At 51.8% G+C, this 22572-nt stretch carries 17 protein-coding genes and 1 riboswitch; of the genes, 4 read left to right on the plus strand and 13 right to left on the minus strand.

All coding sequences use genetic code 11. The features are described from left to right. Window positions 1–11 precede the first annotated feature (11 nt). A complete protein-coding gene (locus RSX24_RS24105; RefSeq protein WP_236420591.1) occupies window positions 12–899 on the minus strand; it encodes a cation diffusion facilitator family transporter in 888 nt (295 codons plus the stop codon). 297 nt (window positions 900–1196) lie between these two features. Here RSX24_RS24105 and RSX24_RS24110 point away from each other — a divergent pair, with 297 nt between their 5' ends. After that, complete coding sequence (locus RSX24_RS24110; protein WP_236420537.1) at window positions 1197–1388, plus strand: hypothetical protein; 192 nt, start codon at window positions 1197–1199, stop codon at window positions 1386–1388. Between the two features lie 127 nt (window positions 1389–1515). On the opposite strand, the gene RSX24_RS24115 is transcribed toward RSX24_RS24110, so the two are convergent. The 6 genes from RSX24_RS24115 to RSX24_RS24140 form a co-directional block, all read right to left on the minus strand. Then, the gene (locus tag RSX24_RS24115; protein ID WP_339274664.1) at window positions 1516–3141 is read right to left on the minus strand and encodes an ABC-F family ATP-binding cassette domain-containing protein; all 1626 of its coding nucleotides are present in this window, start codon (window positions 3139–3141) and stop codon (window positions 1516–1518) included. 219 nt (window positions 3142–3360) lie between these two features. Continuing rightward, window positions 3361–4458 (minus strand): MBL fold metallo-hydrolase, encoded by a 1098-nt coding sequence (locus tag RSX24_RS24120; RefSeq protein WP_343261993.1) that lies wholly within the window; start codon window positions 4456–4458, stop codon window positions 3361–3363. Window positions 4459–4515: 57 nt separating this feature from the next. Next, window positions 4516–4677, minus strand: a complete 162-nt coding sequence (gene cydS / locus RSX24_RS24125; protein WP_236420534.1) for a cytochrome bd oxidase small subunit CydS family protein — start codon at window positions 4675–4677, stop codon at window positions 4516–4518. Next, window positions 4674–5708, minus strand: a complete 1035-nt coding sequence (locus RSX24_RS24130; protein ID WP_236420533.1) for a cytochrome d ubiquinol oxidase subunit II — start codon at window positions 5706–5708, stop codon at window positions 4674–4676. Before RSX24_RS24130 ends, cydS begins: the two co-directional genes overlap by 4 nt. Further along, window positions 5705–7051, minus strand: a complete 1347-nt coding sequence (locus RSX24_RS24135) for a cytochrome ubiquinol oxidase subunit I (protein WP_343261994.1) — start codon at window positions 7049–7051, stop codon at window positions 5705–5707. Before RSX24_RS24135 ends, RSX24_RS24130 begins: the two co-directional genes overlap by 4 nt. Window positions 7052–7403: 352 nt before the next feature. Beyond that, window positions 7404–10250 carry an ATP-binding protein gene (locus RSX24_RS24140; protein WP_343262051.1) on the minus strand — a complete coding sequence of 949 codons (2847 nt, stop codon included), beginning with the start codon at window positions 10248–10250 and terminating at the stop codon, window positions 7404–7406. Between the two features lie 417 nt (window positions 10251–10667). Between RSX24_RS24140 and RSX24_RS24145 the strand changes: the two genes are divergently transcribed. Beyond that, on the plus strand, window positions 10668–11372 hold the full coding sequence (locus tag RSX24_RS24145) for a response regulator transcription factor (RefSeq protein ID WP_236420531.1): 705 nt from the start codon (window positions 10668–10670) through the stop codon (window positions 11370–11372). Window positions 11373–11399: 27 nt separating this feature from the next. Here RSX24_RS24145 and RSX24_RS24150 read toward each other — a convergent pair whose 3' ends face one another. After that, a complete protein-coding gene (locus tag RSX24_RS24150; RefSeq protein ID WP_343261995.1) occupies window positions 11400–11807 on the minus strand; it encodes a hypothetical protein in 408 nt (135 codons plus the stop codon). Window positions 11808–12014: 207 nt separating this feature from the next. On the opposite strand from RSX24_RS24150, the gene RSX24_RS24155 reads away from it, so the two are divergent. Together RSX24_RS24155 and RSX24_RS24160 are read left to right on the plus strand one after the other, a co-directional pair. Then, window positions 12015–13157: a virulence factor gene (locus RSX24_RS24155; RefSeq protein WP_343261996.1), complete on the plus strand. Its 1143-nt coding sequence runs from the start codon at window positions 12015–12017 to the stop codon at window positions 13155–13157. A 140-nt stretch (window positions 13158–13297) separates the two neighbouring features. Next, a riboswitch (Lysine riboswitch) is annotated at window positions 13298–13513 on the plus strand. Between the two features lie 114 nt (window positions 13514–13627). Next, window positions 13628–15100 (plus strand): amino acid permease, encoded by a 1473-nt coding sequence (locus tag RSX24_RS24160; protein WP_438286882.1) that lies wholly within the window; start codon window positions 13628–13630, stop codon window positions 15098–15100. 89 nt (window positions 15101–15189) lie between these two features. On the opposite strand, the gene RSX24_RS24165 is transcribed toward RSX24_RS24160, so the two are convergent. The 5 genes from RSX24_RS24165 to xylB all read right to left on the minus strand — a co-directional run bounded on the left by RSX24_RS24165 (window position 15190) and on the right by xylB (window position 22553). Next, entirely contained in the window at window positions 15190–16317 is a 1128-nt protein-coding gene (locus RSX24_RS24165) for a transglutaminase domain-containing protein (protein ID WP_343261997.1), read from the minus strand. Between the two features lie 144 nt (window positions 16318–16461). After that, window positions 16462–18870: a YcdB/YcdC domain-containing protein gene (locus RSX24_RS24170; RefSeq protein ID WP_343261998.1), complete on the minus strand. Its 2409-nt coding sequence runs from the start codon at window positions 18868–18870 to the stop codon at window positions 16462–16464. Window positions 18871–19052: 182 nt separating this feature from the next. Then, window positions 19053–20018 (minus strand): alpha/beta hydrolase, encoded by a 966-nt coding sequence (locus RSX24_RS24175; protein WP_343261999.1) that lies wholly within the window; start codon window positions 20016–20018, stop codon window positions 19053–19055. 83 nt (window positions 20019–20101) lie between these two features. Next, the gene (locus RSX24_RS24180) at window positions 20102–20740 is read right to left on the minus strand and encodes a bifunctional 4-hydroxy-2-oxoglutarate aldolase/2-dehydro-3-deoxy-phosphogluconate aldolase (protein WP_343262000.1); all 639 of its coding nucleotides are present in this window, start codon (window positions 20738–20740) and stop codon (window positions 20102–20104) included. 319 nt (window positions 20741–21059) lie between these two features. Further along, window positions 21060–22553 carry a xylulokinase gene (gene xylB / locus RSX24_RS24185; protein WP_236420525.1) on the minus strand — a complete coding sequence of 498 codons (1494 nt, stop codon included), beginning with the start codon at window positions 22551–22553 and terminating at the stop codon, window positions 21060–21062. Between the last annotated feature and the right edge of the window lie 19 nt (window positions 22554–22572).

A 22572-nucleotide genomic window follows, 5' to 3' on the forward strand; every position in this document is an offset into this window, starting at 1 on the left:
TGGAATGCCGGTTAGGTTCCCTGGGGAAGATTGTCCATTTTGGGTTCTACATGCACGTGAACATGCATGATATTATGCTTGTGTTTCAGACGTTCCTCGACCCGGTCACAGATTTGATGGCCTTCGATCAAACTGAGCCCGCCGTCCACTTCAATGACGACATCCACGAGCACATGGCTTCCATGAACGCGCGCCTTGACGTCCTTGATCAATTCCACGCCCGGCACGCGCGATACCGTCGTGCGAAGGTCTGTGAGCTGGTCTTGATCGAATCCGTCGGTCAGGCTATGCGTCGCATCCCTGAAAATATCCCATGCGGTTTTGCATATCATTAAACCAACCACGATGGCGGCGACCTTATCGAGCCATGGCAAGCCGAATTGCGCGCCGACGATGCCCACGGCGGCCCCGATGCTGACCAGGGCGTCCGAGCGATTATCCTGGGCGGCAGCCAAGAGCGCCTGGCTGTTGATTTGCCGGGATAACCGGTAGTTGTAGCGATACACGCCCATCATCACCAGCGCACACACTGCCGCCACTCCGGCGGCCCACAGATTAGGCGCGGTGAACTCCCCCTGATACCAGGACCGAACCGCTTCGAAGAGTACTTGCAGGCCGACCATGGCCATGATGAAGGAAGCAATCAGTGCGGCAACCGTTTCTGCGCGAAAATGACCGTAAGCATGGTCGGAATCGGGCGGCTTTTGGGATATGCGCAATCCGATCAATACAGCCACGGAGGCCACGATATCGGTAAGGTTGTTGAAACCGTCCGCGAGCAAGGCGCTGGAAGCAAATATATATCCACAGATCAGCTTGAAAGTGGACAGCACGAGATAAGCAGCGATGCTAACCCAGGCTCCCCGCTCTCCCTTGCGTATTTCATCATAAGCGTTCAACTTCAACGACACTCCTTTAACTTTCATAATACGTTGTTCCATGTTATCAAACGAAACTCGTGTGGGTCTACAGAAACAGTGTTGCCAAGCCGCAGTGCTGTAGGGATACCGAAAAAAAGTTGCAAAGCGTCATGGCTGTAAGCTTTGAGAAACAAAGTTTCATTAAGGAAAAATGGACACGTTCCGAATGATCACGCATTTTAACAGGTTGCCCTTGTACAGGCTTCGCAAAACGTATAAAATGGGAGCATCCCGTCCTTATTCGGACGGCTTATTGCAAGACCGGGAGGGATTCACATGAGCGACAATACGAACGAACCGCGCAAGATCAGTTTGCAGGATGCCATACGCCAAAAGCTGGCACAAAAAAAGGAGCAGGCCAAGAACGGCAATCAGGCCGGAGCTTACTTCGAGGGCGGAACCAAAACATTGAAAAGCCAAAACAACAAAAAGCCGAACAATCAGCGCCGCCGGACAGGCGGGTCCTAGCCTCAAAATTCACATTGAACGTTGCTTTTATGGCAAACAAAAAGAAGCGCCATTCTCCTTTCGGAGATTTGGCGCTTCTTTTATTATAAGGCAGAACAGAAATCAATTCCGTTGAAAGACCGATTGTTTACGCTTCGGCAGGGTACAGCTTTTGACGAAGCTCTTTGATTTCATCGCTTTCCAGATACTCGTCATAGCTCATTTGACGGTCAATAATGCCATTCGGCGTAATTTCGATAATGCGGTTCGCGATCGTCTGAATGAACTGATGGTCATGGGACGTAAACAGCATCGTGCCGTCGAAATCGATCAATCCGTTGTTCAATGCCGTGATCGATTCGAGATCCAAGTGGTTCGTAGGCTCATCAAGAATCAGCACGTTTGCGCCGGTTTGCATCATTTTCGCCAACATGCAGCGAACTTTCTCGCCCCCGGACAATACGTTTGCTTTTTTCAGCGCCTCTTCGCCGGAGAACAGCATGCGACCAAGGAAACCGCGCAGATACGTTTCATCCTGATCCTTCGAATACTGACGCAGCCAGTCCACCAAGCTCAATTCCACGCCATCGAAATACTTGGAGTTGTCTTTCGGGAAATAGGCTTGGGAAGTCGTAACGCCCCATGTATACTCGCCGCTGTCCGCTTCCGTTTCGCCCATCAAGATATCGAAAAGAAGGGATTTCGGAAGGCCGTTGGGTCCAACAAACGCAATTTTGTCGCCTTTGTTCACTACAAAGCTTACATCGTTCAACAATGGCTCGCCTTCCACCGCTTTGCTGATGCGATCGACGGTGAGCAGCTGCTTCCCGGCTTCGCGTTCCGGCTTGAAGTTGATGAACGGATATTTACGGTTCGACGGACGGATGTCGTCCAGCGTAATTTTATCGAGCTGTTTCTTCCGGGAAGTGGCCTGCTTCGATTTCGAAGCGTTCGCGGAGAAACGCTGGATGAATGCCTGCAATTCCTTGATTTTTTCTTCTTTCTTCTTGTTCGCGTCGCGTTGCAGGGCGATCGCCAACTGGCTGGACTCGTACCAGAAGTCATAGTTTCCTACGTACAACTGGATTTTGCCGAAATCGATATCCGCGATATGCGTACACACTTTGTTCAGGAAGTGACGATCGTGGGATACCACGATAACGGTGCCTTCATAATCCATCAGGAAGTTCTCGAGCCATTGGATGGACTCCAGATCCAAGTGGTTGGTAGGCTCATCGAGCAACAGGTTGTTCGGACGGCCGAACAGCGCCTGAGCCAGCAGGACACGGACTTTTTCGTTACCGCTCAGCTCTGCCATTTTTTTGTCATGCATGTCGCGGTCAATGCCAAGGCCAATCAGGAGTGCAGCCGCATCCGGCTCGGCATCCCAGCCGTTCAATTCCGCGAATTCACCTTCCAGTTCACCCGCACGCAAGCCGTCTTCCTCAGTGAAGTCCGCTTTGGCGTAAAGCGCATCTTTTTCCTTCATGATGGAGTACAGACGGCTATGACCCATGATTACCGTTTCAAGAACCGGGTACTCATCGTATTCGAAGTGGTTTTGCTTCAATACGGCCATGCGCTCGCCTGGGGTGATGTGCACCTCTCCCTGGTTTGCTTCGATTTCGCCTGACAAAATTTTGAGGAACGTTGATTTGCCGGCCCCGTTGGCGCCGATCAGGCCATAGCAGTTGCCTGGCGTGAATTTGATGTTCACGTCTTCAAAAAGTGCACGTTTTCCGTAGCGGAGCGTGATGCCGCTTGTACTGATCATTAAGCATTACCATCCTTTTTATTTGTTAATCTGCATATTGCATGAATAGCAGCTCGTATACTTATGGATTCAATGACCCTAAGCCTATTCCGGCACCATATTATAACACAAAAAAACGGCTAATTCGAAGATTGGCCGCTTTTTTACGCATTAAATATTTGGCATGGGACTGTTTCCGGTTCAGATGAACCATAAATCCATGTTGATGTGGAAAGAAAATCAGGTTTGCTCCTCCTCGCCATGGCGAATGCGCAGCGTCTCGCCGTGACCGAGAACCTGAATGCGCTCGGCGGCGATGCCAAGGCGCTGCCGTTCGGCTTCCAGGCGATCCAGCGCCTCCCGCGGCGTATCGTCTGCCAGCCTGAACGTGCCGTAATGCATCGGCACCATCAGTTCGGAACCCGTTTCAACGAACCCCTGCAGCGCTTCTTCCGGCGTCACGTGCTGGGACGTCATGAACCATTCGGGTTCATAGGCCCCGATCGGCATAAGAGTGATGTCGATGTCGAAACGTTCTCCGATCGTTCGAAAACCGGGGAAATATCCGGTATCCCCGACGAAATAAACGGTGGGCGGAGATACGGAAAAGTGGTGGGCCGCTCCGCCTTCCGGTTTGCGAATGCCGCCTTTATTCCGGTGCTCTCTTGAACCCGATCCCGCTGACGTTCGAGGGCTCCCCTCATTCGAAGCTTTAGCAATCGCGCTTTCCGCTGCTGCAGGCGAAACCGTCGCAGCGCTCTCCAGAACATACCCGCCCCAATGGGAAGTATTCGTGTCGAACAACGTGCGGCGCGTCCAGTGCTGGGCAGGCACAAACGTAATTTTCACGCCGCCGACGGACAGATGCTCCCACCATTTCAGTTCGTGGCAGCGGTGAAACCCCTTGCGCACCATTTTTCTTTTGAGTCCGTCCGGCACGATCAGCAGCGTTTTGGCGGACACCAGTTTGCGCAAGGATGCCAAATGCAGGTGATCATAATGAGAATGGGAGATCAGCACCACATCCAGCGGCGGAATGTCCCGGATCGGAATGCCCGGAGGTCCAAGCCGACGCTGGAACCCCATCTTTTCGGCCCAAACCGGATCGGTGACGATGTTCAGACCGTTATATTGAATGAAAAAGGTGGAATGCCCCACCCACGTCACCGTTGTCTCTTCCCGGTTGGCATGCAGGAAATCCAGGTCAGGCGGGTGATGCGGCACCTTGAACGTATAATCCTTCGACTTTCTGCGCCGTTCCTCCCTCCACTGCCTGAATTCCTTCAACGTTTTGTCTGTGCTTACATTATCCAGATTGTTATAGCGGATTTTAGGCATGAAAGGACCTCCTCCCTTCACCTATTTTAACCCATATTTCGCCGAATTGAAAAAAGGCTAGTCCTTCGGATTGCCGCTTGCCGCCATATAGATGAACAAAAAAGCGATCGCTGCGACGATAATAAGCGGCGGAGCGTACATGATCGTGAACGTTTCGAAAAAACTTAATCCCGTTACGCCCGGAATGCCGGATACGCCTTCTGCATACATCGTATTCATCCTTTCTTTTTCCCCGCTCGGCCTCGTACATAATCGGCATCGAACAGGAACAATCTCATGATCAGCACCAGCGACGGAATCAGCACCAACAGCCCCAGACTGAACGCGGTAATCAGCGCGATTCCCATCGTGCGGTTCGTGAAGCTGTCGTAAATGTTAACGTACGGATACAGGATGTAGGGCAAATGCGAGCGGCCATACCCGTACCAGGCAAAAGCAAACTGCAGCATGACAGCTACGAAGCACCACCCCATGTACTTGCGTTTCCATACGAGTGATACCGCAATGACGAAGCAGACGAAGGAGGCAATAAACATCCATGAAATGCCCAGCATGTTCTGAAAATGCTGCGGGTTCTGCTTGTTGATTTGCAAAAACGCCAGAAAGCTGGCAAAGATGGTAGGCAGGCTCCATAGCAAGGCATATTCCCTCAATACTTCAAACGCTGTCTCATCTTCCGCTCTCTTGGCGTAGTAGGACAGGAACATGGCGGAAATATAAAGCACGCTCACCAATGCCAACAGCACGACAGACCATGTGTAAGGATTGGTCAAAAATTCGCCCCAGCTAAACAAAACCCTCTCTCCCGACTGCTCGATAATGCCCCCTTCGGAGATCGCCAAAATGGTGGAGAACACGGCGGGAATCAGCAGCCCTGTCGCCCCATACAAGGCCATGTATATCCGGCTGTTCTGGCCGTTGTTTCCATAGGTGTTATAGGCGTAATATACGCCGCGAATCGCAAGCAGCACGATGGCAAGCGAGCCGGGCACCAGCAGCGCAGTTCCATAGTAAAACGCGCTGTCCGGATAAAATCCGACCAATCCGACCACGAAAAAGATGAGAAAGACGTTCGTCACTTCCCACACCGGCGAGAGATAGCGCTGTATGATGTTGTGGATTTTATTCTCATGCCCGGAGAGCACACTGTAAAAGCTGAAGAACCCTGCGCCAAAATCGATCGACGCAACGATCAGGTATCCGAACAGAAACGTCCACAAAATCGCAATGCCCGCAATTTCAAAGCTCAATGCACGATCCCTCCCTCAAGCCCGAGCGACTCCAGCTCTTTCTCCGCTTCCTTGTTGCGAAACAGCTTGCTGAGGACACGGATGCAAGAGAAACAAAGGACCAGATACAGCAAAATGAACAGAACAAGCATCCAGCCTACGGAAGTGGACGTCGTGGCAGCCTCGGATACCTTCATGTATCCGCGCAAAATCCACGGTTGGCGTCCAACCTCCGCGAACATCCAGCCGAGCTCGATCGCAATCATCGCTAGCGGTCCCAGAAACACGATGCCCATGAGCAGCCAATTCGGATACGGTTTGCGTCCCGGAAGCCAGCGCCGAAACACGTACAGGACAGGAATCAGGAAAATGATCACTCCTGTCGTCACCTTCAAATCGAACATATAGTGAATCGACAGCGGCGGCCTCAGATCGGCCGGATACTCCTCAAGCCCCTTCACTTCGGTATCCGGCCGATTTCCGGCAAGGATGCTTAGCGCGTAGGGAATTTCAAGCGCATACTTGACTTCGTTGTTCTCGTCCAATATGCCTCCATATACGAGCGGCGCTTCTTTCATCGTTTTGAAATGCCATTCGGCCGCGGCCAGCTTCTCCGGTTGGTATTTGGCCAGAAATTTGCCGGAGGAATCCCCGAGCATAATAGTGCTGACGGCAAATACAAGTGCGCTGACGGTCGTCAGTTTCAATGCCTTTTTATAATAAACATGGCCCCTGCCCCGCAGCATGCTGAAAGCGGCGATGCCTGCAAGCAAACCCGCGCTGAGCGTATAGGAGGATGCAAGCACATGGGTTACCTTGGTTGGCGTAGCGGGATTCAGCATGGCCGCTATAGGATGAATGTCCTTCATGATGCCATCGATCAGGGTGAAGCCCTGCGGCTGGTTCATGAACGAATTGACGGTAGTGATAAAAATGGCCGATGCCGACGAACCGAGCGCAACCGGGATGAGCAGCAGCATGTGCGTGTATTTATTTTTGAAACGATCCCAGGTGTACAGGTATATGCCAAGGAATATCGCCTCTATGAAAAAGGCGAACGTCTCCATGAACAGCGGTAGGGCAATCGCCTGTCCCGCCACCCGCATGAACATGGGCCATAACAAGCTGAGCTGCAATCCAATCGAGGTGCCGGTTACTACGCCGACCGCTACGGTGATGACAAAGCCTCGCGCCCACCTGCGGGCAAGCAGGGTGTAGTGCACGTCGTTCTTGCGCAATCCGCGCCACTCCGCAAGAGCGATCATGAGCGGCACGCCAACGCCGATCGATGCAAAGATAATATGTACAAACAGGGTTAATCCGGTCAATATCCGGCTTAGCAGAACAGGGTCCAGCGTTGTCATCAGGGTGACACTCCTCACTGTTAGTCAATGATAGGTTCCGGGCATCGCCCTTCTTCCTTCGAACAACTAATAATTCATGATGCGAATGATGCTCTTCACCACGGCGTAAAGTACGACGACCGCGGCAACCAGACAAACGATCACAAGCGTTTTCTCTTCTTTGCGAAACATATCACGCCTCCTCCCTTTAACGGATGCGAATGTCGTTTACCTATACCGTTTGCAAAAGATTCCTTTTTTATCCGCTTTTATCCGCGAATGTGAAAACTGACACAAAGAAGCCTTAACCGCTACTTGAATGCGATGCATCCAGTAGGGTTAAGGCTTTATTATCCCGTCAGCCGTCAATTATTCATACGAGCGCCTCTTGTTTGGGAAGCCGGACCTTGAACGTGCTCCCCTTGCCTGGCGCAGACATCACCGTCAGCTTCCCATGGTGATCTTCCACGATTTTACGCGAAATATATAACCCCAGACCCGTTCCGCCAATCTGGCGATGGTCCGAATTGTCCACCCGGTAAAACTTCGTAAACAGCATGTCCTGCACCTCTTCGGCAATGCCGATGCCGTAATCCCTTACATCGATGCATAACCACTTCTTCTCTTCCCATAACGTAATATCGATGCGATCGGCACCAGGCGAGTATTTGACCGCATTGCCAACGAGGTTGTGCAGCACCTGTGCCATCCGGTTCTGATCGGCATAAGCGAAGAAGTCCCCGTTAAAGGCATGCACATATATGCGTTGTACTGATTTGATGTTCCACTGTTCGGCCACGCCCTCCACCAGTTCCAGCATAGGAACATAGGTCATGTGGTAGGTCAAGCTTCCGTTATCCAATCGTTGGATATCCAGCACGTCATCCAGCAAACTGCTGAGCCGGGCCCCCTCGGACGTAATTTTCCCTAAAAATTCAAGGCGCTGCGAGGCGGGAAGATCATACAGCATCATCAGTTCCACATACCCCATAATAGTGGCGACTGGCGTGCGAAGTTCATGTGAAACAACGCTGATCAGCTCGTGCTTCATGCGGTTAAGATGTTCTTCTTCCGTCCTGTCCCGGAACACCAGCAGGAAGCCATGGTTTCTGCCGGGTACGTCAATCTGTTTCATATATAGAGAAAAAACACTTTTGGACGCATTATCCAGAACAAATTCGGTTTCCGCAAAAGCCTGCTCGCCTTTCAGAAACGCGCGCGTCTGATCGAGCAGGTTGAAATTATCCGTGAGCACGGACCGCTCAATGGACAGGGCCAGATCTTCGATGGAGCGTCCAAGGAAATCCCCCAAACCAAACATCTCCTCAATGCGGCGATTGACGATCGTGATCGTTCCAGACCGGTCGGACATGACCAAGCCTTCGCGGACCGATTCAATGAACTGCTCGCTGATGTCGCGCTGTTCCTGAATGGCCTGTTTCTCGCGCACCAATTCGGCGTTCAGCTGTTCCAGCGCAAGCGCATCGCGCACGCGGTCCTCTTCAGCTCTTGTTCGCTCGGTAATATCCTTGATAAACAGATTGTATAATGACTCTTTGTTGCCTAAGCGAATCTCGACAATTTTGTATTCGATCGGAAAAACGGATCCGTCGCGCCTGATGCCGTAAATTTCCTCGATGTGGGTATGCCGCTTGCCTGTATTAAACTCGCGACGTTCAAGCTTTTGCTTGATTTCATCGCAAGTGGCTCCCTGAAACAGGGAAGGGGCATTTTTCTGATATACCACGTCTTCCCTTCGCAGCCCAAACATGCGCTCGGCCTCGGGATTGAACTCAATGATTTTTCCGCATGCATCGACAGCAATGATGCCCTCGATGGATGAATCTACGATGGCCCGCTTGATTTCTTCGCTGTTTCTCAGTTCCTTGGTACGCTCCCTTACACGGTCCTCCAGCGTTAACTTGTCCTGGCGAATCTGCTCGAACTGCTCAAGCAGCACGTCGGACATTTTGCGCAAGTTGCCGATCAAAATCTGGACTTCCGTTACATGGCTTATCGGCCATTTCATTTCCCCTTGTCGAATCAGCAGTCTGGAGAGTGCACTCGTCATAAGCGTAATCCGCTTCAATGGGCTTACGACTTTTTTGCTGATCGGCGCGGCAATGATCATGGATACCAAAATAATGACCAACAGGGATTGGATCGTGGTCAGATAGATTGATGCAATATGAGGATAAAACTTGGAAGGGCTTGACAGTACGATAAGACGATAGCCCTCGGCCGGCGCCTGCCATTTCTCATTGATGAAAACCGCCTGCCTCCAGTAATCCAAAATATCGCTGGATGCCACGGCATCCGAGAGTAACAAGGGGGCGCCCCCTGCCTGCAAAACGTGTTCCTGCTTCGCTGGCAATGCTGCACCAACCGGGTAAAGCTCGGAGGACGAACCCACCACACGATCGTCTGATCCCAAAATGATGATGCCGACATCCATAAATTCGCTATATTGCCTCAGGGTTGATTGCAATTGTCCCGAGGGAACCACTGGAACCCCCACTTTCTTGTCAATCAGATCGGTAGCATGTCTTAGGCTGGTCACAATGGCATCCCGAATTTGATCCAGCTGTCTGCGGCTATCCGCCGACAGCAGTACAAGTGAAACGGATACAACAAAGGCAACCACGTATTTAAACGCGATTCTGTGAAGAGGGATCGCGCCCGCACGCTTCATTGGATGCTCGCTGTGCGTAATCCAGAAGTCGACGACGATTCCCGCCAATAGCGCATTCACCATACCAACCAGAGCGGCATGCATATACGCAAATCTCAAATCATCCATTTCCATACCAAAGACAAAGTGGCCGAGACCGACAATCGGCAAAAACAATACTAGCCAAAACGTGGCGTTGGCCGTCATCATGCTGCCGTTTTTCCAACGCTTTTGCCACGCCAGCATCCAGATGAATTCCAAAGCATGGATTGCTGCACCGACCCAAATGCTGTAAGGCATGTCTAAGAGGAGACATTTTAAACCGAAAATGCCCACCAAAGCCATGCCGCCATACTTTCCGCCATGCAGGCGCAAGGCAACAAGCACTGCCGCACCGCCGAGCATCAATTGAACGCCGTAGAACATCGTGATGGCGTATACGCTGCCCAATGTACCCAGCACAACGAGCACCATCGTGGCGATCCAGGGAATGCGCAGCCGCGACAGCGTCCAATCCAGCACCGTTTTTCCAATTTTTGTACGAATCATAGGCAATGTTTGGCCCAACCTATCATTTTACGTCTATTTTTTAGCAACTTCGTTTCCTCCCCATGCAAACAAACTGTTTCATTAACGCCCTATTTGACGAAAATACGTTAGGCTTCCGAATTGCGCTTGATTTGTCGAGTGTTTTTCAGAGTTCCCTTTTCTTCTCCAAATCGTTCTGATCCATTATACTGTAAATATGACATGGCATAGTTTTGGTAAATGTTGATGGATTTGCAAAAACTTCATACATGATAAAATGTTGAATTTGCGGTGCGTGGAATTGGGACAAGTCATCATATATACATGTACATGGGATGACCAAAACCGATCCGTACTCCATGCTTCGGCAATCTCTAACAAACTACATCCATTGGATTCCGTGTTTCTTTATAAATTTCCACCAGGAGTGTGACCTCTATGTCTATCAAAGTACTTCTTATAGAAGATGAAAAAAATCTTGCCGACATGATTGCTTTCTTTCTTGAGGAGGAAGGATACATTACAGAACGGGTTCATCATGCCCGCGAGGCACTTCAGCTTTTCCCCCGATTCCAGCCGGATATCGTCGTGACGGATCTGATGCTGCCCGAAACGGACGGAAATGCGCTGGTGGATGCGTTTCGTCAGCATTCGACCGTTCCGATTCTCATGATTTCGGCCAGCACGATGCTGAATGACCGTCTCAAGGCGCTTCATAACGGTGCCGATGACTTCCTGTGCAAACCGTTCAGCCTTAAAGAGCTGGATGCGCGGATCAAGGCACTCTTGCGCAGGTCTGCTCTCTCTTATTCGGGGAAAACGGTTCAAGACAGCAAGGAAGACACGCCAACGAATGCCGGTCATGTCAGTGTGAACGAGTATAGCCGAACGCTGTTTGTGGACGGAGAAGAAATCGAGGTTACGCACATCGAGTTTGAAATCATGAAAGAGCTGTATAAAAATCCTGGCAAAGTATTTACCCGCAATGAGCTGATGGACCGGATCAAAGGTTCGGAACGGGCATATCTGGACCGAACCATTGATGTCCACATTTCAAGCCTGCGCAAAAAAATCGAGCCTGATCCCAAAAAGCCCCGTTACATCAAAACGGTGTGGGGCACGGGATACAAATATGTCATATAGCCCGTTTGTTGAAAGAGCCTGTTTGATTCATTTCGCTCTGGCATTCCCATGTTCTTGCGAAAGGTTCTGTCTGTTTACGGATTCAAGCCATTTCCGCATCTCTGACGCCATTTGCTGAGGATGTTGCACGTCCCAAAGAAACATTTTCATCGGTCCCGCACCCGTGATTTGCTGAAGATGGCGCTTGCGAATCATGGATTGAAAATCCGTAACGATCAACAATGGAACGTCCGGCATAAAAGCCCTGATCGCATTGGATGCCGAAACGGCCTGACCCGACTCCTGATAATCAATGATACAATAACGAGTCGTGTCCCACCCGGAGTCAGGACTCTCATGCGAGTCCTCTCCTTCCATCCAGTTCTCAAGCTGTTCCATGATGTCGTCAAACGCAATACCGCGACTTTCGTCGGAGAGCACTGTAATGGATCCCATCGATTCATAACCTCCCGTAAAGATATTACACTATTGTGTCATGGTTGGTTTAAAAATGTTTGTGCATGATCATGAAAGAAGTGTTAACAAAATTCGCAATCTTCACATATTTCGCAGTTTGCACCCATTCATGTAAAATAGAGATATCCCTTTTTTGGGACAGGCATTTTTAAATCATTACCACACGGTACAGGAGGTTTATACCCTATGAATATTGTGTCTGTTGAACCGACACCAAGTCCGAATACAATGATGCTTCGTCTGGACGAACGTCTGGAGGACGGTATCCGCCGAACGTACACGCTGGATAATGAGCGCTCGGCGCCTGCCTTCATCCGGCAAATGCTTCACATTCCCGGCGTGAAAAGCGTTTTTCATACAACTGATTTCGTGGCCCTGGACCGTAAAGGCAATGCCGATTGGGCCGCCATTCTGGGCGAAGTGCAGAGCCGTCTTGGCCAGGAAGGGCTTGATCTGGAATGGATCGAATCCGAAGACGCAACCGGCGAACATTATGGCGAGGCCCAGGTATTTGTACAGTTTTTCCGGGGAGTCCCTATGCAAATCCGCGTAAAAGCCGGTGCGAAGGAGGAGCGCATCTCGCTCTCTGACCGATTCGTGCAAGCCGTGACCGAAGTAGCCAGTGCCACACTGATCAAAGAACGCAAATTGACGGACTATGGCGTTCGTTACGGCGAGCTGCCGGATATTGCCCGTGAAGTGGAACAGGAGATTGAAGCGGCATATCCGCCGGAACGGCTGAACCAAGTCATTAAACAAGCGATCGAGCATGGCACCAAAACGGAGGAGTTCGTTGAACGTCGCCGGCAGCTCGAGGGCGCAGAACTTGAACAAGCGCTGCTGGACGAAAACTGGAACGTTCGTTATGCCGCATTGGACGGCATGGAACCTACACCGGAGCGGCTTCCACTTATCGCACAGGCACTTGAGGACAGCAAAATGCAGATTCGCCGCCTGGCTGTCGTATATCTCGGCGATATTCGCACCCCTGAAGCCATGGAACTGCTGTACAAGGCGCTGAAAGACAGCTCCCCGGCAGTTCGCCGCACGGCGGGAGACACGTTATCCGATATCGGCGACCCTGCGGCGACTCCGGCCATGACGGCCACCCTTACCGACAGCAGCAAGCTGGTCCGATGGCGCGCCGCCCGTTTCCTGTATGAAGTGGGTACGGAGGAAGCGGAAGAGGCACTGCGCAAAGCTGCCGATGATCCGGAATTCGAAGTCAGCCTGCAAGCCAAAATGGCACTGGAGCGCATCGAATCGGGAGAACAGGCCGCAGGCACCGTATGGCAGCAAATGGCCGGACGCCACCGGAAAACCGAATAGTTTGTGCCCATTCCAACTTTTGTTATTGCGCTCGAAATCGATGAGCGTTATACTGAATGTCTGTTTGGATTATAGAACATCGTCTGTCATGTTCTGTTGTCAATAATTGCATACACATGTAGATACGCCTCATCCATGAATGGTGAGGTAGAGGTCGCGGATGCAATCAGTAAGCTGAGCGAGGCGTCAGGAAACCGCCGATGAACTCAGCCGAAAGGTGCATCCGCCGAAGCTTGCCGGACGTTTCCGTTCGAGATCCGGCAGAGCTGGGGCTGTCGCCGAAAGGCACAGAACTGTCACGGAACGATTATTATGCCGCATTGGCATGAATTGTTCCGTGTTGAGCTATCTTAAACATCAGGGACAAGGTGGATTTTGGACGATATAAGACCGCCGGCTCAGAGCCTGTGGTCTTTTTTCATGTATTTGCGCCATTGATTCAGTTCATTATCAGTACGCGAAATGAAGGAGTGTTTTCATTGCAAGACCGCGACAAACAAGGTGCGGCCGGTTCTTCCTTGAAGAAAGGGTTGCGCGCAAGACATATGACCATGATCGCCCTTGGGGGCTCTATCGGTACGGGGCTGTTCCTGGCCAGCGGTACAGCGATCTCAACTGCAGGACCTGGCGGAGCGTTAGTCGCGTACGCGGCTGTGGGCATCATGGTGTATTTCCTGATGACCAGTCTGGGAGAACTCGCCACGTTTATGCCGGATTCCGGCTCATTCAATACGTATGCTGCCAAGTTCGTCGATCCCGCCCTCGGCTTTGCCATGGGATGGAACTTCTGGTACAACTGGGCGGTCACGATCGCTGCGGAGCTCGCAGCGGCGACGGTGCTCATTAAATATTGGTTCCCTGACAGCAATTCCATGCTGTGGAGCCTGTTGTTTCTCGTCCTGATCTTCGCACTTAACGTTTTATCGGTCAAAGGTTACGGAGAATCCGAGTACTGGTTTGCCATCATCAAGGTTGCCACGGTTATCATTTTCCTAACGGTAGGCGTGCTTATGATATTCGGCATTCTGGGCGGAGAAGCGGTCGGATTTTCCAACTTCACCGTAGGAGATGCTCCATTTAGCGGCGGTTTCTTTGCCGTTTTGGGGGTGTTCATGGCTGCCGGCTTTTCCTTCCAAGGCACGGAACTGATCGGGGTTGCCGCCGGAGAGAGCGACAATCCGCGCCAAAACGTGCCCCGCGCCATTCGCCAGGTATTCTGGCGCATCTTGATATTTTATATTTTGGCAATCACCGTGATCAGCCTGATCATTCCGTACACACATCCCAATCTGCTCAAAAGCGATCTGGAAAACATCGGAGTCAGCCCGTTCACGCTTGTGTTCGAAAAAGCAGGCCTTGCCATCGCCGCTTCGGTGATGAACGCCGTTATATTGACCTCCGTGTTGTCGGCAGGCAACTCGGGCATGTATGCTTCGAGTCGAGTGCTTTATGCCTTGGCACGGGATGGCAAAGCCCCGAAGTTTCTAGGCCGGTTGAACAAAAGAGGCATTCCAATGAATGCGCTCCTGGTTACGACCGCGGTCGGAATGCTCGCTTTTCTCGCCTCGCTGTTCGGTGACGGCATCGTGTACACTTGGCTGCTTAACGCATCGGGCATGTGCGGGTTCATAACATGGCTGGGTATCGCCATCAGCCATTACCGCTTCCGGCGGGCTTATGTGGCTCAAGGCAGAGACTTGAATGACCTGCCATATCGTGCGCGCTGGTTCCCGTTCGGTCCGATTTTTGCGTTTGTGCTGTGCATCATCGTCATTTTGGGACAGAACTACCAGGCCTTTACGGGTGATCGGATCGACTGGAACGGAGCGCTCGTGGCTTACCTGAGCTTGCCGCTTTTCCTGATCCTATGGCTGGGGTATAAATGGATCAAGAAAACCAAAGTGGTTCCGCTTCAGGAATGCGACTTCACTTCCAACGATTAAGATCATCGTAGCGCAGCTTGAACGGCTGCTCTAATAAAATACAGGCAGCATCCTCTCTGACTGGAGAGAATGCTGCCTGTTTATTTTGCTTATAAAGTCCAATTGATTCTGACGCGCAGATCGGCCGTATCCTCCATCTTGGAAATATAGTAGGAGATCGTCTTCATCCCGAGCTGGTACAGATCCTGCAAATCCTCCACTAACCCTTCCTCGGTTCCCTTATACCTGAACGTCAGCGTAGTACTGCCCTCTTTCAACACGTTTTGAACTTTCTCCAATAAAGCCTTATCGCTGCTGATGGCGTCCTTCTCATCATACAAGGAGTACTCCAGGGAGTGGTACAGCTTCCGGTATGTTTCCGCTTTCCCCCCGTCCGATTGCGCCAGATTAAACAAGGCTTGGCGATAGGGTTCGGGCGCAGCCGGGTAATTGTTGTTGTTCGTCCAAATATGATCCCGCGCCATCTCATCATCGCTAAGCAAATAGTATCGATGGCTCACCTTCCCTTTGCGATCCGGCGTGGGATCGTCCCAAGTCGTGTCCAGATGGTACCACTTCCCGTCCAAATTCACCAGATTCCAGGCATGAAGCTGCTCACCGGCCGTGCCTTCCACGATCCGATTTTTAATGCCCGCTTGTTCAAGCATCCGATAAGCCAACAGCGTATATCCCTGACATACCGTACTGCCGGTAACGAGTCCGTCATATGCCGTATATTTTTGCAGCGTTGTATCGTACGAAAGGTGGAGCACGATCCAGTCGTGAATGGCCTTTACTTTCTCATGGTCCGTCATGCCCGGTTCAATGATCCGATCCAGCACCTCGGTCGCTTTCCTGTTAACGTATTCCGTTTGCTCCTTCGTCTCCCGATACGTCAGTTTGACATGAACGTTTGCTGTGATGTTTGAGCCTTTGTAGTTAAATGCATAGCTTTTGACGGTATATTGGATGTAGGGATCGCTTTTCATGGCTGCATCGATGGAGATCTGCAGCTGCTGTTTGAGGTCCTTCACATTGCCCCGGTACGTAAAATCAAGCTCTTCCGTTCGCTCAGCCATCGCGTCAAGCAACGTCTGCTGCAAATTCGAATTCGTGGTCGTGATTGACGTTTCCGATGCGGCAACCAACTGGTTTAAATCAACCGTGCGCGGAAGGGCTACGGCAATCAGGCAGCCTGCCAGCAGAATGGTAATGATGCGTCCTCCATTTTTGCCCATGAAAGGATACCACCTCTCTTCGCCAATATCTATTGACTCATTGTATCATAAAAGCCGTCCATTGCCGGGTTCTAGTTTTGTCGAAAAACAGGAAAGGGACCTCCCCCGGAAGGTCCCATAACCATATTGAAATTACAGCAAAATTCAGTACAGGCGGCTGCCGTCCATAAACGTATCCGTCTTACCTTGAAGCTTGGCCAACCGCTCCAGCACCTGAGCCGCTTCGGCCACCGTAACCTTGCGAGCAGGCATGAAACGGCCCTCGATGGAAGGCAACAGCCCCAATTTCAGACTGAGGGACGCTGCCCCCTTATTGGTAATGGATCCCGCATCGGCAATGTTCGGAAGGTCTGACGGCAAGGTATAAAATCCGGCCAGCTTCTCATAGCGCAAAATGCGTACGAGCAGAACAGCCAGTTCCTCCCGCGTCAGCTCCTCGTCGGGCTTCAAGCTGATTTCCGGATCTGAACCCGCAATCCAGCGTTGGTCGATCAGTACACGTATGGCTTGATAATATGGACTTTCCGGCGTGACATCCGCAAATAGATTGCTTCCATCTCCGCTATGATAAATATCGAGATTCGGCTGAAGCGCTCGCGCCAAAACCGTGAACCATTCCCCGCGCGTAATCACACGGTCCGGCATCACCCGGCCCTGATCATCCGGAATGATCACTCCATGCTGCAGCATATTCCGGATCGAAGCCTCTGCCGCGTGTCCCTCGATATCACTCGCTTCTGCCTTCCCTGTGGAAGCATCGCTGCCGTACTGTTTCTTCCACTCACCCGTATTGGCATCCAAAACATCCATCAGAGGGGAGATGGATGTTTCACTGCTGGAAGGAACATAAGCAAGTTTGACCCCGAAAGGTACGGACTCTGCTCCTCCCAAAGAGTATCCTCCGTATCGGGAGAAAGCCAGAACTAAATGGAGTTGCTCAAGGTAGCTTGCCTTGGCCTTTTCATAAGAAATGGCCGGCTTCGTGTCTGTCGGCAATTGCTCCGGAGCAGCCAGCGCTCTGGTGTAGAATTCGCTGATCGTCCCATCCTCCAGAACCTGCAATTGGACCATATCATCCTGCACGACAATGTCTCCTACGTATCGATGGAAAACGAAGGTTGTCGCTCCCTCCAGTTCAAGCACCTGGGACAACTTGAATTCTTTTGCGGCATTCGGAACAAGCTCGATGACCTTATTCATCGCCAGCTGCTCGGCTGCCTCCTGATCCATCGTCTTGCCCGCCGCTTCCTCTGCCTGCTGTTCTTCCTTGATGCCCGTCATGTTACGCTGGTATACGTTGTAGCTATAAATCTGTCCCGTTGCAGCATCCACCTGTGCAGAAATGTCCCGCATGAACATATAAGACGCACTCGCATTACGATTGCTCCAGCTCAAGCTCCACACCTGACCGTTTGGATTCATATATTGGCTTTTATTTAGTTGGCTGTACTCCAGCTGGTAATTTTCAGGAATGTCAAAATGTTCTCTAACCCGTTCCTCCGCCTGCTTGGCAGTCAATTTCTCCCCGCTGTGGGCGGCAAAAGCATTGGCGATGCCTTTCAAAGGCCGGTCTTTACGGGTCGATTCCTTGGTCGATGCCTTGCCTGTCATAGCATTGATGTGCTCGAGCGTACTCGCATCCATCGGAGTAAGGGTCATCCCTGCGGGAACATAGCCCAGAACGTATTTTTGCCCTGCGCGGGAAGAATACCGTTCTTTCGGAATGTATGCAAGCTGTACGTCAAATTGTTTCTCAAACTGCCGTCTCGCTTCTTCGGCGGTTGCTCCCGGTTTCGAAGACGGGTATTCCTTGCCGAGCGTTGATCTGGAAAATCCGGTAATGCTGCCCCGACTGTCCACGCTGACGTTGGCCGTCTCGGCATCGGATAGCAAACCGTCGCGTTTCAACTGGTAACTGTAATGATATTCGGTTCTACCGAAAAGCGCTTGCGGCGAGACAGAAACGTAGCTCTCCTGAACGGGGACGTAATCTGTTTCTTTCAGCCCTGGAATGGCTTTGTACAGAAACTGTTCAGCCAACTTGTCCGCCTCGTCCGAAGTCAGGTCGTTCCCCGGTTCGCCATGCTGTCTGCTTAACAGCTCCGAAGGCAGATGGGCGCTGAGTACTTCGCCTGTCACGGCGTGCACGGTAGCACTGAAGCCCAGCGTATGATTACCCTCCGTAACCGAAAAGCCGATTTCCCATGTCTTGTACTCCGGCTGGGGGTATACGTGGCTTGAACCGAATTGCACGGATGCAATGGTTGCCCTTTTCAACACAGGGAATAGCTCAAGTATATGGTTTCTGGCCTGTTCCGAGGAAATCTTGGCTCCTTCAGGCACTTCATTGCTCGTTGAATCGGAACCTACCGTCGCCTGTACGGCAACGTCTGTTACTGGTTCCGCTTTAGCTGCAGACACGCTGCCGGCAAATCCCGGAGCTTGCGTCGCCAATAGCCATGCCGCCATCGTTGCGGCAGCTGCTTTGGCCGTCCCCCTTCTCAAACGGTCGTTCAAAAACAATGCTGGACCTCTCCCTTCAATTTCAGGCAAGTACAGGACATGCCTCCCTAAAAACTCGCACGAATATTGACAGTCTACTCTATGATACCATAAGCTTCCTTTTAGAAGGTCGTTTTCCCAAAAAGTTTACAAATGTTCATTTTCTGAGAACGCTCTGCACAACAAAAAAAAACGCCAACCAGCCAGGTTGGCGTCTATCGCTCGGCCTCATACTATGTAAATGCAGGCCGTTCCGAAGCCCCACATTCCATCTCCTGTGGGTTAACTGGATCTGAAGCAGACTCCTTTTGAACCCGGACATGGCTTTGAATAAACGGTATTACCGCTGCCCAAAATGCGGGATCTTCTTCAGAGCAACTGTGCCCGTCACTGTTAACCCAGAGATGCTCGACGGGTGGATCGGCTTTGGAAAGAAAGTACTCCAGCTCGCTTGGCGGAATAAAACGGTCCCCCTTGGAATGCACCATAAGGATCGGCAGCTGCATCATTCTGCGCCGTTCGTTCAGCAACAAAATCGGATCGTGCTGACGGTAGGTTTTGAGAGATTCGCCGAGCCGCCAAAACCAGATTCGGGGAATCACCTGAGCGAGCGGAAACTGGGGCAACCTCCGCCTGCGCAGCTCTGAGCTGACGATGACCTCGAACTGGGCAGGCATGGAATCCGTAATGACTGCCGCCACCGGAATTCCTTCCGTGAGGGCCATGATCGTTCCAAGGCCTCCCAGCGAATGTCCCAGCACTCCGATGGCTTGGGGATCAATTTCCGTTCTGGCGCAGGCATACCGCACTGCAGCCAGCAGATCATCCCTGAACAAATAAGCCGACGCGGCCTTGACCGGATCGCTGGCACCATGGCTTCTCACATCGTACATGAGCAGCGCATACCCCGCTTCCCAAATCGGCCGGGCGTAGCGCAGCACCCGCGATCTGTTGGAACCCCAGCCATGGGCAATAATAACCAATGGCCAAGGTTGAGGCACCGAAGCATCTGCCGGTATAAACCATCCATGCACGTTGCCGTCGCCGCTCTTAAAGGTGACGTCTTCGAACGGCATGGGTGGTTTCAGCGTAATGGGTATTTTCTTCGGCGTCTGGCTTTTCACCGCTGCTCTCCATAACCCTCCGGCAGTGACCGCAGCAACCGCGATCATTCCGCCAATCATCGTTTTGGCCTTCATGGGCACGCTCCTCTCCGGCTATTGCTTACGTTCAGCATACGAAAGTATCATCATCGCTCTTTAAAGCAAAGCATCATTTTATGTCAATCCTCTCGATCGCCCGCCGCTGCCCGGACAAAGGCTTTGGCCTGTTTCGCGATCTGCTCGCTGTTCCCGGCGGTCAAAGCCTGCTTGGGAAGCAATGCACTGCCAAGTCCAACCGCGGCCGCACCTGCTTCATAATACTGGGCGATATTGTCCAGATTGGCTCCGCCTGTCGCTAACAGTGGAATATGATTCAAAGGAGCTTTGACCTCTTTCAGGTAAGAGAGCCCCAAACTGGCCATCGGAAACAGCTTCACGACCCGGGCTCCTGCTTCGTGCGCCGCGACGATTTCGGTGGGCGTCATGGCGCCAGGCCAAATGTCTATCCCTTGTTCTACAGCATATTCAATGACGGAGAGATCGACATTGGGAGACACCAGAAATTGCGCTCCCGCCGCCACTGCCTCTTTGGCCATCTGCACATTAAGCACCGTGCCGGCGCCGATGTAAGCCTGTCCTTCATGGCGTGCTCGCCAGTCGGCAATGATGTGCTGCGCACCTGGCGTGTTCAAGGTAACCTCCATCAAGCGGATTCCGCCATCGACCATTCCTTTTCCAGCGGTTACCGCTTCTTCACGGCTGATGCCGCGCACAATCGCTACAAGCCTGGATTCAATCAATACCTCTGATAAATTCATCATATCTACCCCTTAGTATGTAAATTTGGCACCAGAATTCATGCATGCTTCGAAAATCCGGTGATAAGTTATTGCTTCCGACGCCGCTTTCTTTCAGAAAAGCTTTTAAGCGAACACTTCGCTTCTTCAAATTGGTTCTGCCTCTCTGTTAACATGTATTTGTTCATTACGGCTTGTATAGATTCATTGTAAAACATCTGCTTGCCCTATTGGAAATTTTTCGTCAAACCGCAGCATTGGCAAAATGCAAAAAGGCATCCGCCAAGGCGGAAGCCTGCTGCATGAATCTCTTCATTTAGTATAATAGCGAAGCCACGAATCAACGATATTGCGCCAAACGATCATTCAGACTGCGGGTTTGGCCGTATACTTCCTGATACAGCGCAAACAATTCATCGTATACCGCAACCGTCTCCGGATTCGGCTCATACGACTTCGCAGGACGGATAAATGCTGCCGCGCATTCCTGCAACGATGGGAACCAGCCGCAGCCGTAAGCCGCAAGCATCGCTGCACCCATTGCCGGGCCCTGCTCGCTTTCCAGCTTCACCACTTTGGCGTTGAATACGTCAGCCTGCATTTGAAGCCAAGCTTCGTTCTTCGCGCCGCCGCCGATGGAGATGACTTCTTTGACGTCTTTGCCTGCGCCACGCAAAATGTCGATCGACTCGCGCAGCGAGAACGTAATGCCCTCCAGCACCGCGCGTCCGAAATGCTCCAGCTTGTGTCCTGCGTCCATGCCGATGAAGCTGCCGCGAATGTTCGCATCCGGATGCGGCGTGCGCTCTCCGACGATGTACGGCGTGAACAACAGCCCGTTGCTTCCGGCCGGAATGGCATCAATGCCCTGCAGCAACAGATCAAAGGACTTATCCGCAGCAAATGTATCTTTAAACCAAGAAAGGCTGTAACCTGCAGCCAGCGTCACGCCCATAATATAGAAGGCATCTTTCTCGCCGTGATTGAAAAAGTGGACTTTGCCCTCGAAATCGAGATCCTTGCGCTCCTCGTAGGAAAGCACTACCCCGGACGTACCGATGCTGCACATGGTCTGTCCTTCGCTCAGAATGCCTGCGCCAATGGCACCGCATGCGTTGTCCGCGCCGCCGCCGAACACTTTCGTGCTCGCTTGCAGACCCGTCTGGTCGGCGATTTCCGGCAGCAATGTGCCCACTTCCTCGAACGACTCAACCAGTCGCGGACAGAGCGAGAACGGCAAATCAAAAGCGTCCGCAATCTCTTTGCTCCACTGTTTGCCCGCAACGTCCAGCAAAAGCGTACCTGCTGCATCCGAGTAATCCATGGCGTAATCGCCGGTGAGGCGATACCGAACGTAATCCTTTGGCAGCAGGAACAGCGCTGCCTGCTTCAGCAGCTCCGGCTCATTCTCTTGCACCCACAAAATTTTCGGCAGCGTAAAACCTTCCAAGGCACGGTTGCGTGCAATGCTTAACAATTGTCCGCCCAGCACCTTTTCGATGCGGCGGCATTGCGCCGTCGTGCGCGTATCGTTCCACAGGATGGCATTGCGCAGCGGTTTGCCTTCGCGATCCACCAAGACGAGGCCATGCATCTGTCCGGAAAAGCTCAGTCCTTCGATTTCGGATGGGTGAACACCGGAGACTTCAAGCAGCTTACGCAGGGACACAATGGTTTGCTCTACCCAATCCTCCGGATTTTGCTCACTGTATCCGGCTTTTGGCTGGTACAGCGGATAAGCCTCGGAAGCTTCAAACGCCACTTTTCCTTCGCGGTTGACCAGCACGGTCTTGACCGCACTTGTCCCCAGATCGACACCAATTACATAACTCATTACGATATGCTCCTCTCTA

The organism is Paenibacillus hubeiensis (genome assembly GCF_032334105.1).
GTDB classification, from domain to species: Bacteria; Bacillota; Bacilli; order Paenibacillales; family Paenibacillaceae; genus Paenibacillus; species Paenibacillus hubeiensis.

What these genes read in the sequence shown, in the direction of transcription:
- RSX24_RS24115 (WP_339274664.1), bottom strand. Translation starts at nt 3,141, where the DNA reads ATGATCAGTACAAGCGGCATCACGCTCCGCTACGGAAAACGTGCACTT.
- xylB (WP_236420525.1), bottom strand. Translation starts at nt 22,553, where the DNA reads ATGAGTTATGTAATTGGTGTCGATCTGGGGACAAGTGCGGTCAAGACC.
- RSX24_RS24140 (WP_343262051.1), bottom strand. Translation starts at nt 10,250, where the DNA reads ATGATTCGTACAAAAATTGGAAAAACGGTGCTGGATTGGACGCTGTCG.
- RSX24_RS24165 (WP_343261997.1), bottom strand. Translation starts at nt 16,317, where the DNA reads ATGGGCAAAAATGGAGGACGCATCATTACCATTCTGCTGGCAGGCTGC.
- RSX24_RS24155 (WP_343261996.1), top strand. Translation starts at nt 12,015, where the DNA reads ATGAATATTGTGTCTGTTGAACCGACACCAAGTCCGAATACAATGATG.
- RSX24_RS24120 (WP_343261993.1), bottom strand. Translation starts at nt 4,458, where the DNA reads ATGCCTAAAATCCGCTATAACAATCTGGATAATGTAAGCACAGACAAA.
- RSX24_RS24135 (WP_343261994.1), bottom strand. Translation starts at nt 7,051, where the DNA reads ATGACAACGCTGGACCCTGTTCTGCTAAGCCGGATATTGACCGGATTA.
- RSX24_RS24150 (WP_343261995.1), bottom strand. Translation starts at nt 11,807, where the DNA reads ATGGGATCCATTACAGTGCTCTCCGACGAAAGTCGCGGTATTGCGTTT.
- RSX24_RS24175 (WP_343261999.1), bottom strand. Translation starts at nt 20,018, where the DNA reads ATGAAGGCCAAAACGATGATTGGCGGAATGATCGCGGTTGCTGCGGTC.
- RSX24_RS24180 (WP_343262000.1), bottom strand. Translation starts at nt 20,740, where the DNA reads ATGAATTTATCAGAGGTATTGATTGAATCCAGGCTTGTAGCGATTGTG.
- cydS (WP_236420534.1), bottom strand. Translation starts at nt 4,677, where the DNA reads ATGAATACGATGTATGCAGAAGGCGTATCCGGCATTCCGGGCGTAACG.
- RSX24_RS24145 (WP_236420531.1), top strand. Translation starts at nt 10,668, where the DNA reads ATGTCTATCAAAGTACTTCTTATAGAAGATGAAAAAAATCTTGCCGAC.
- RSX24_RS24110 (WP_236420537.1), top strand. Translation starts at nt 1,197, where the DNA reads ATGAGCGACAATACGAACGAACCGCGCAAGATCAGTTTGCAGGATGCC.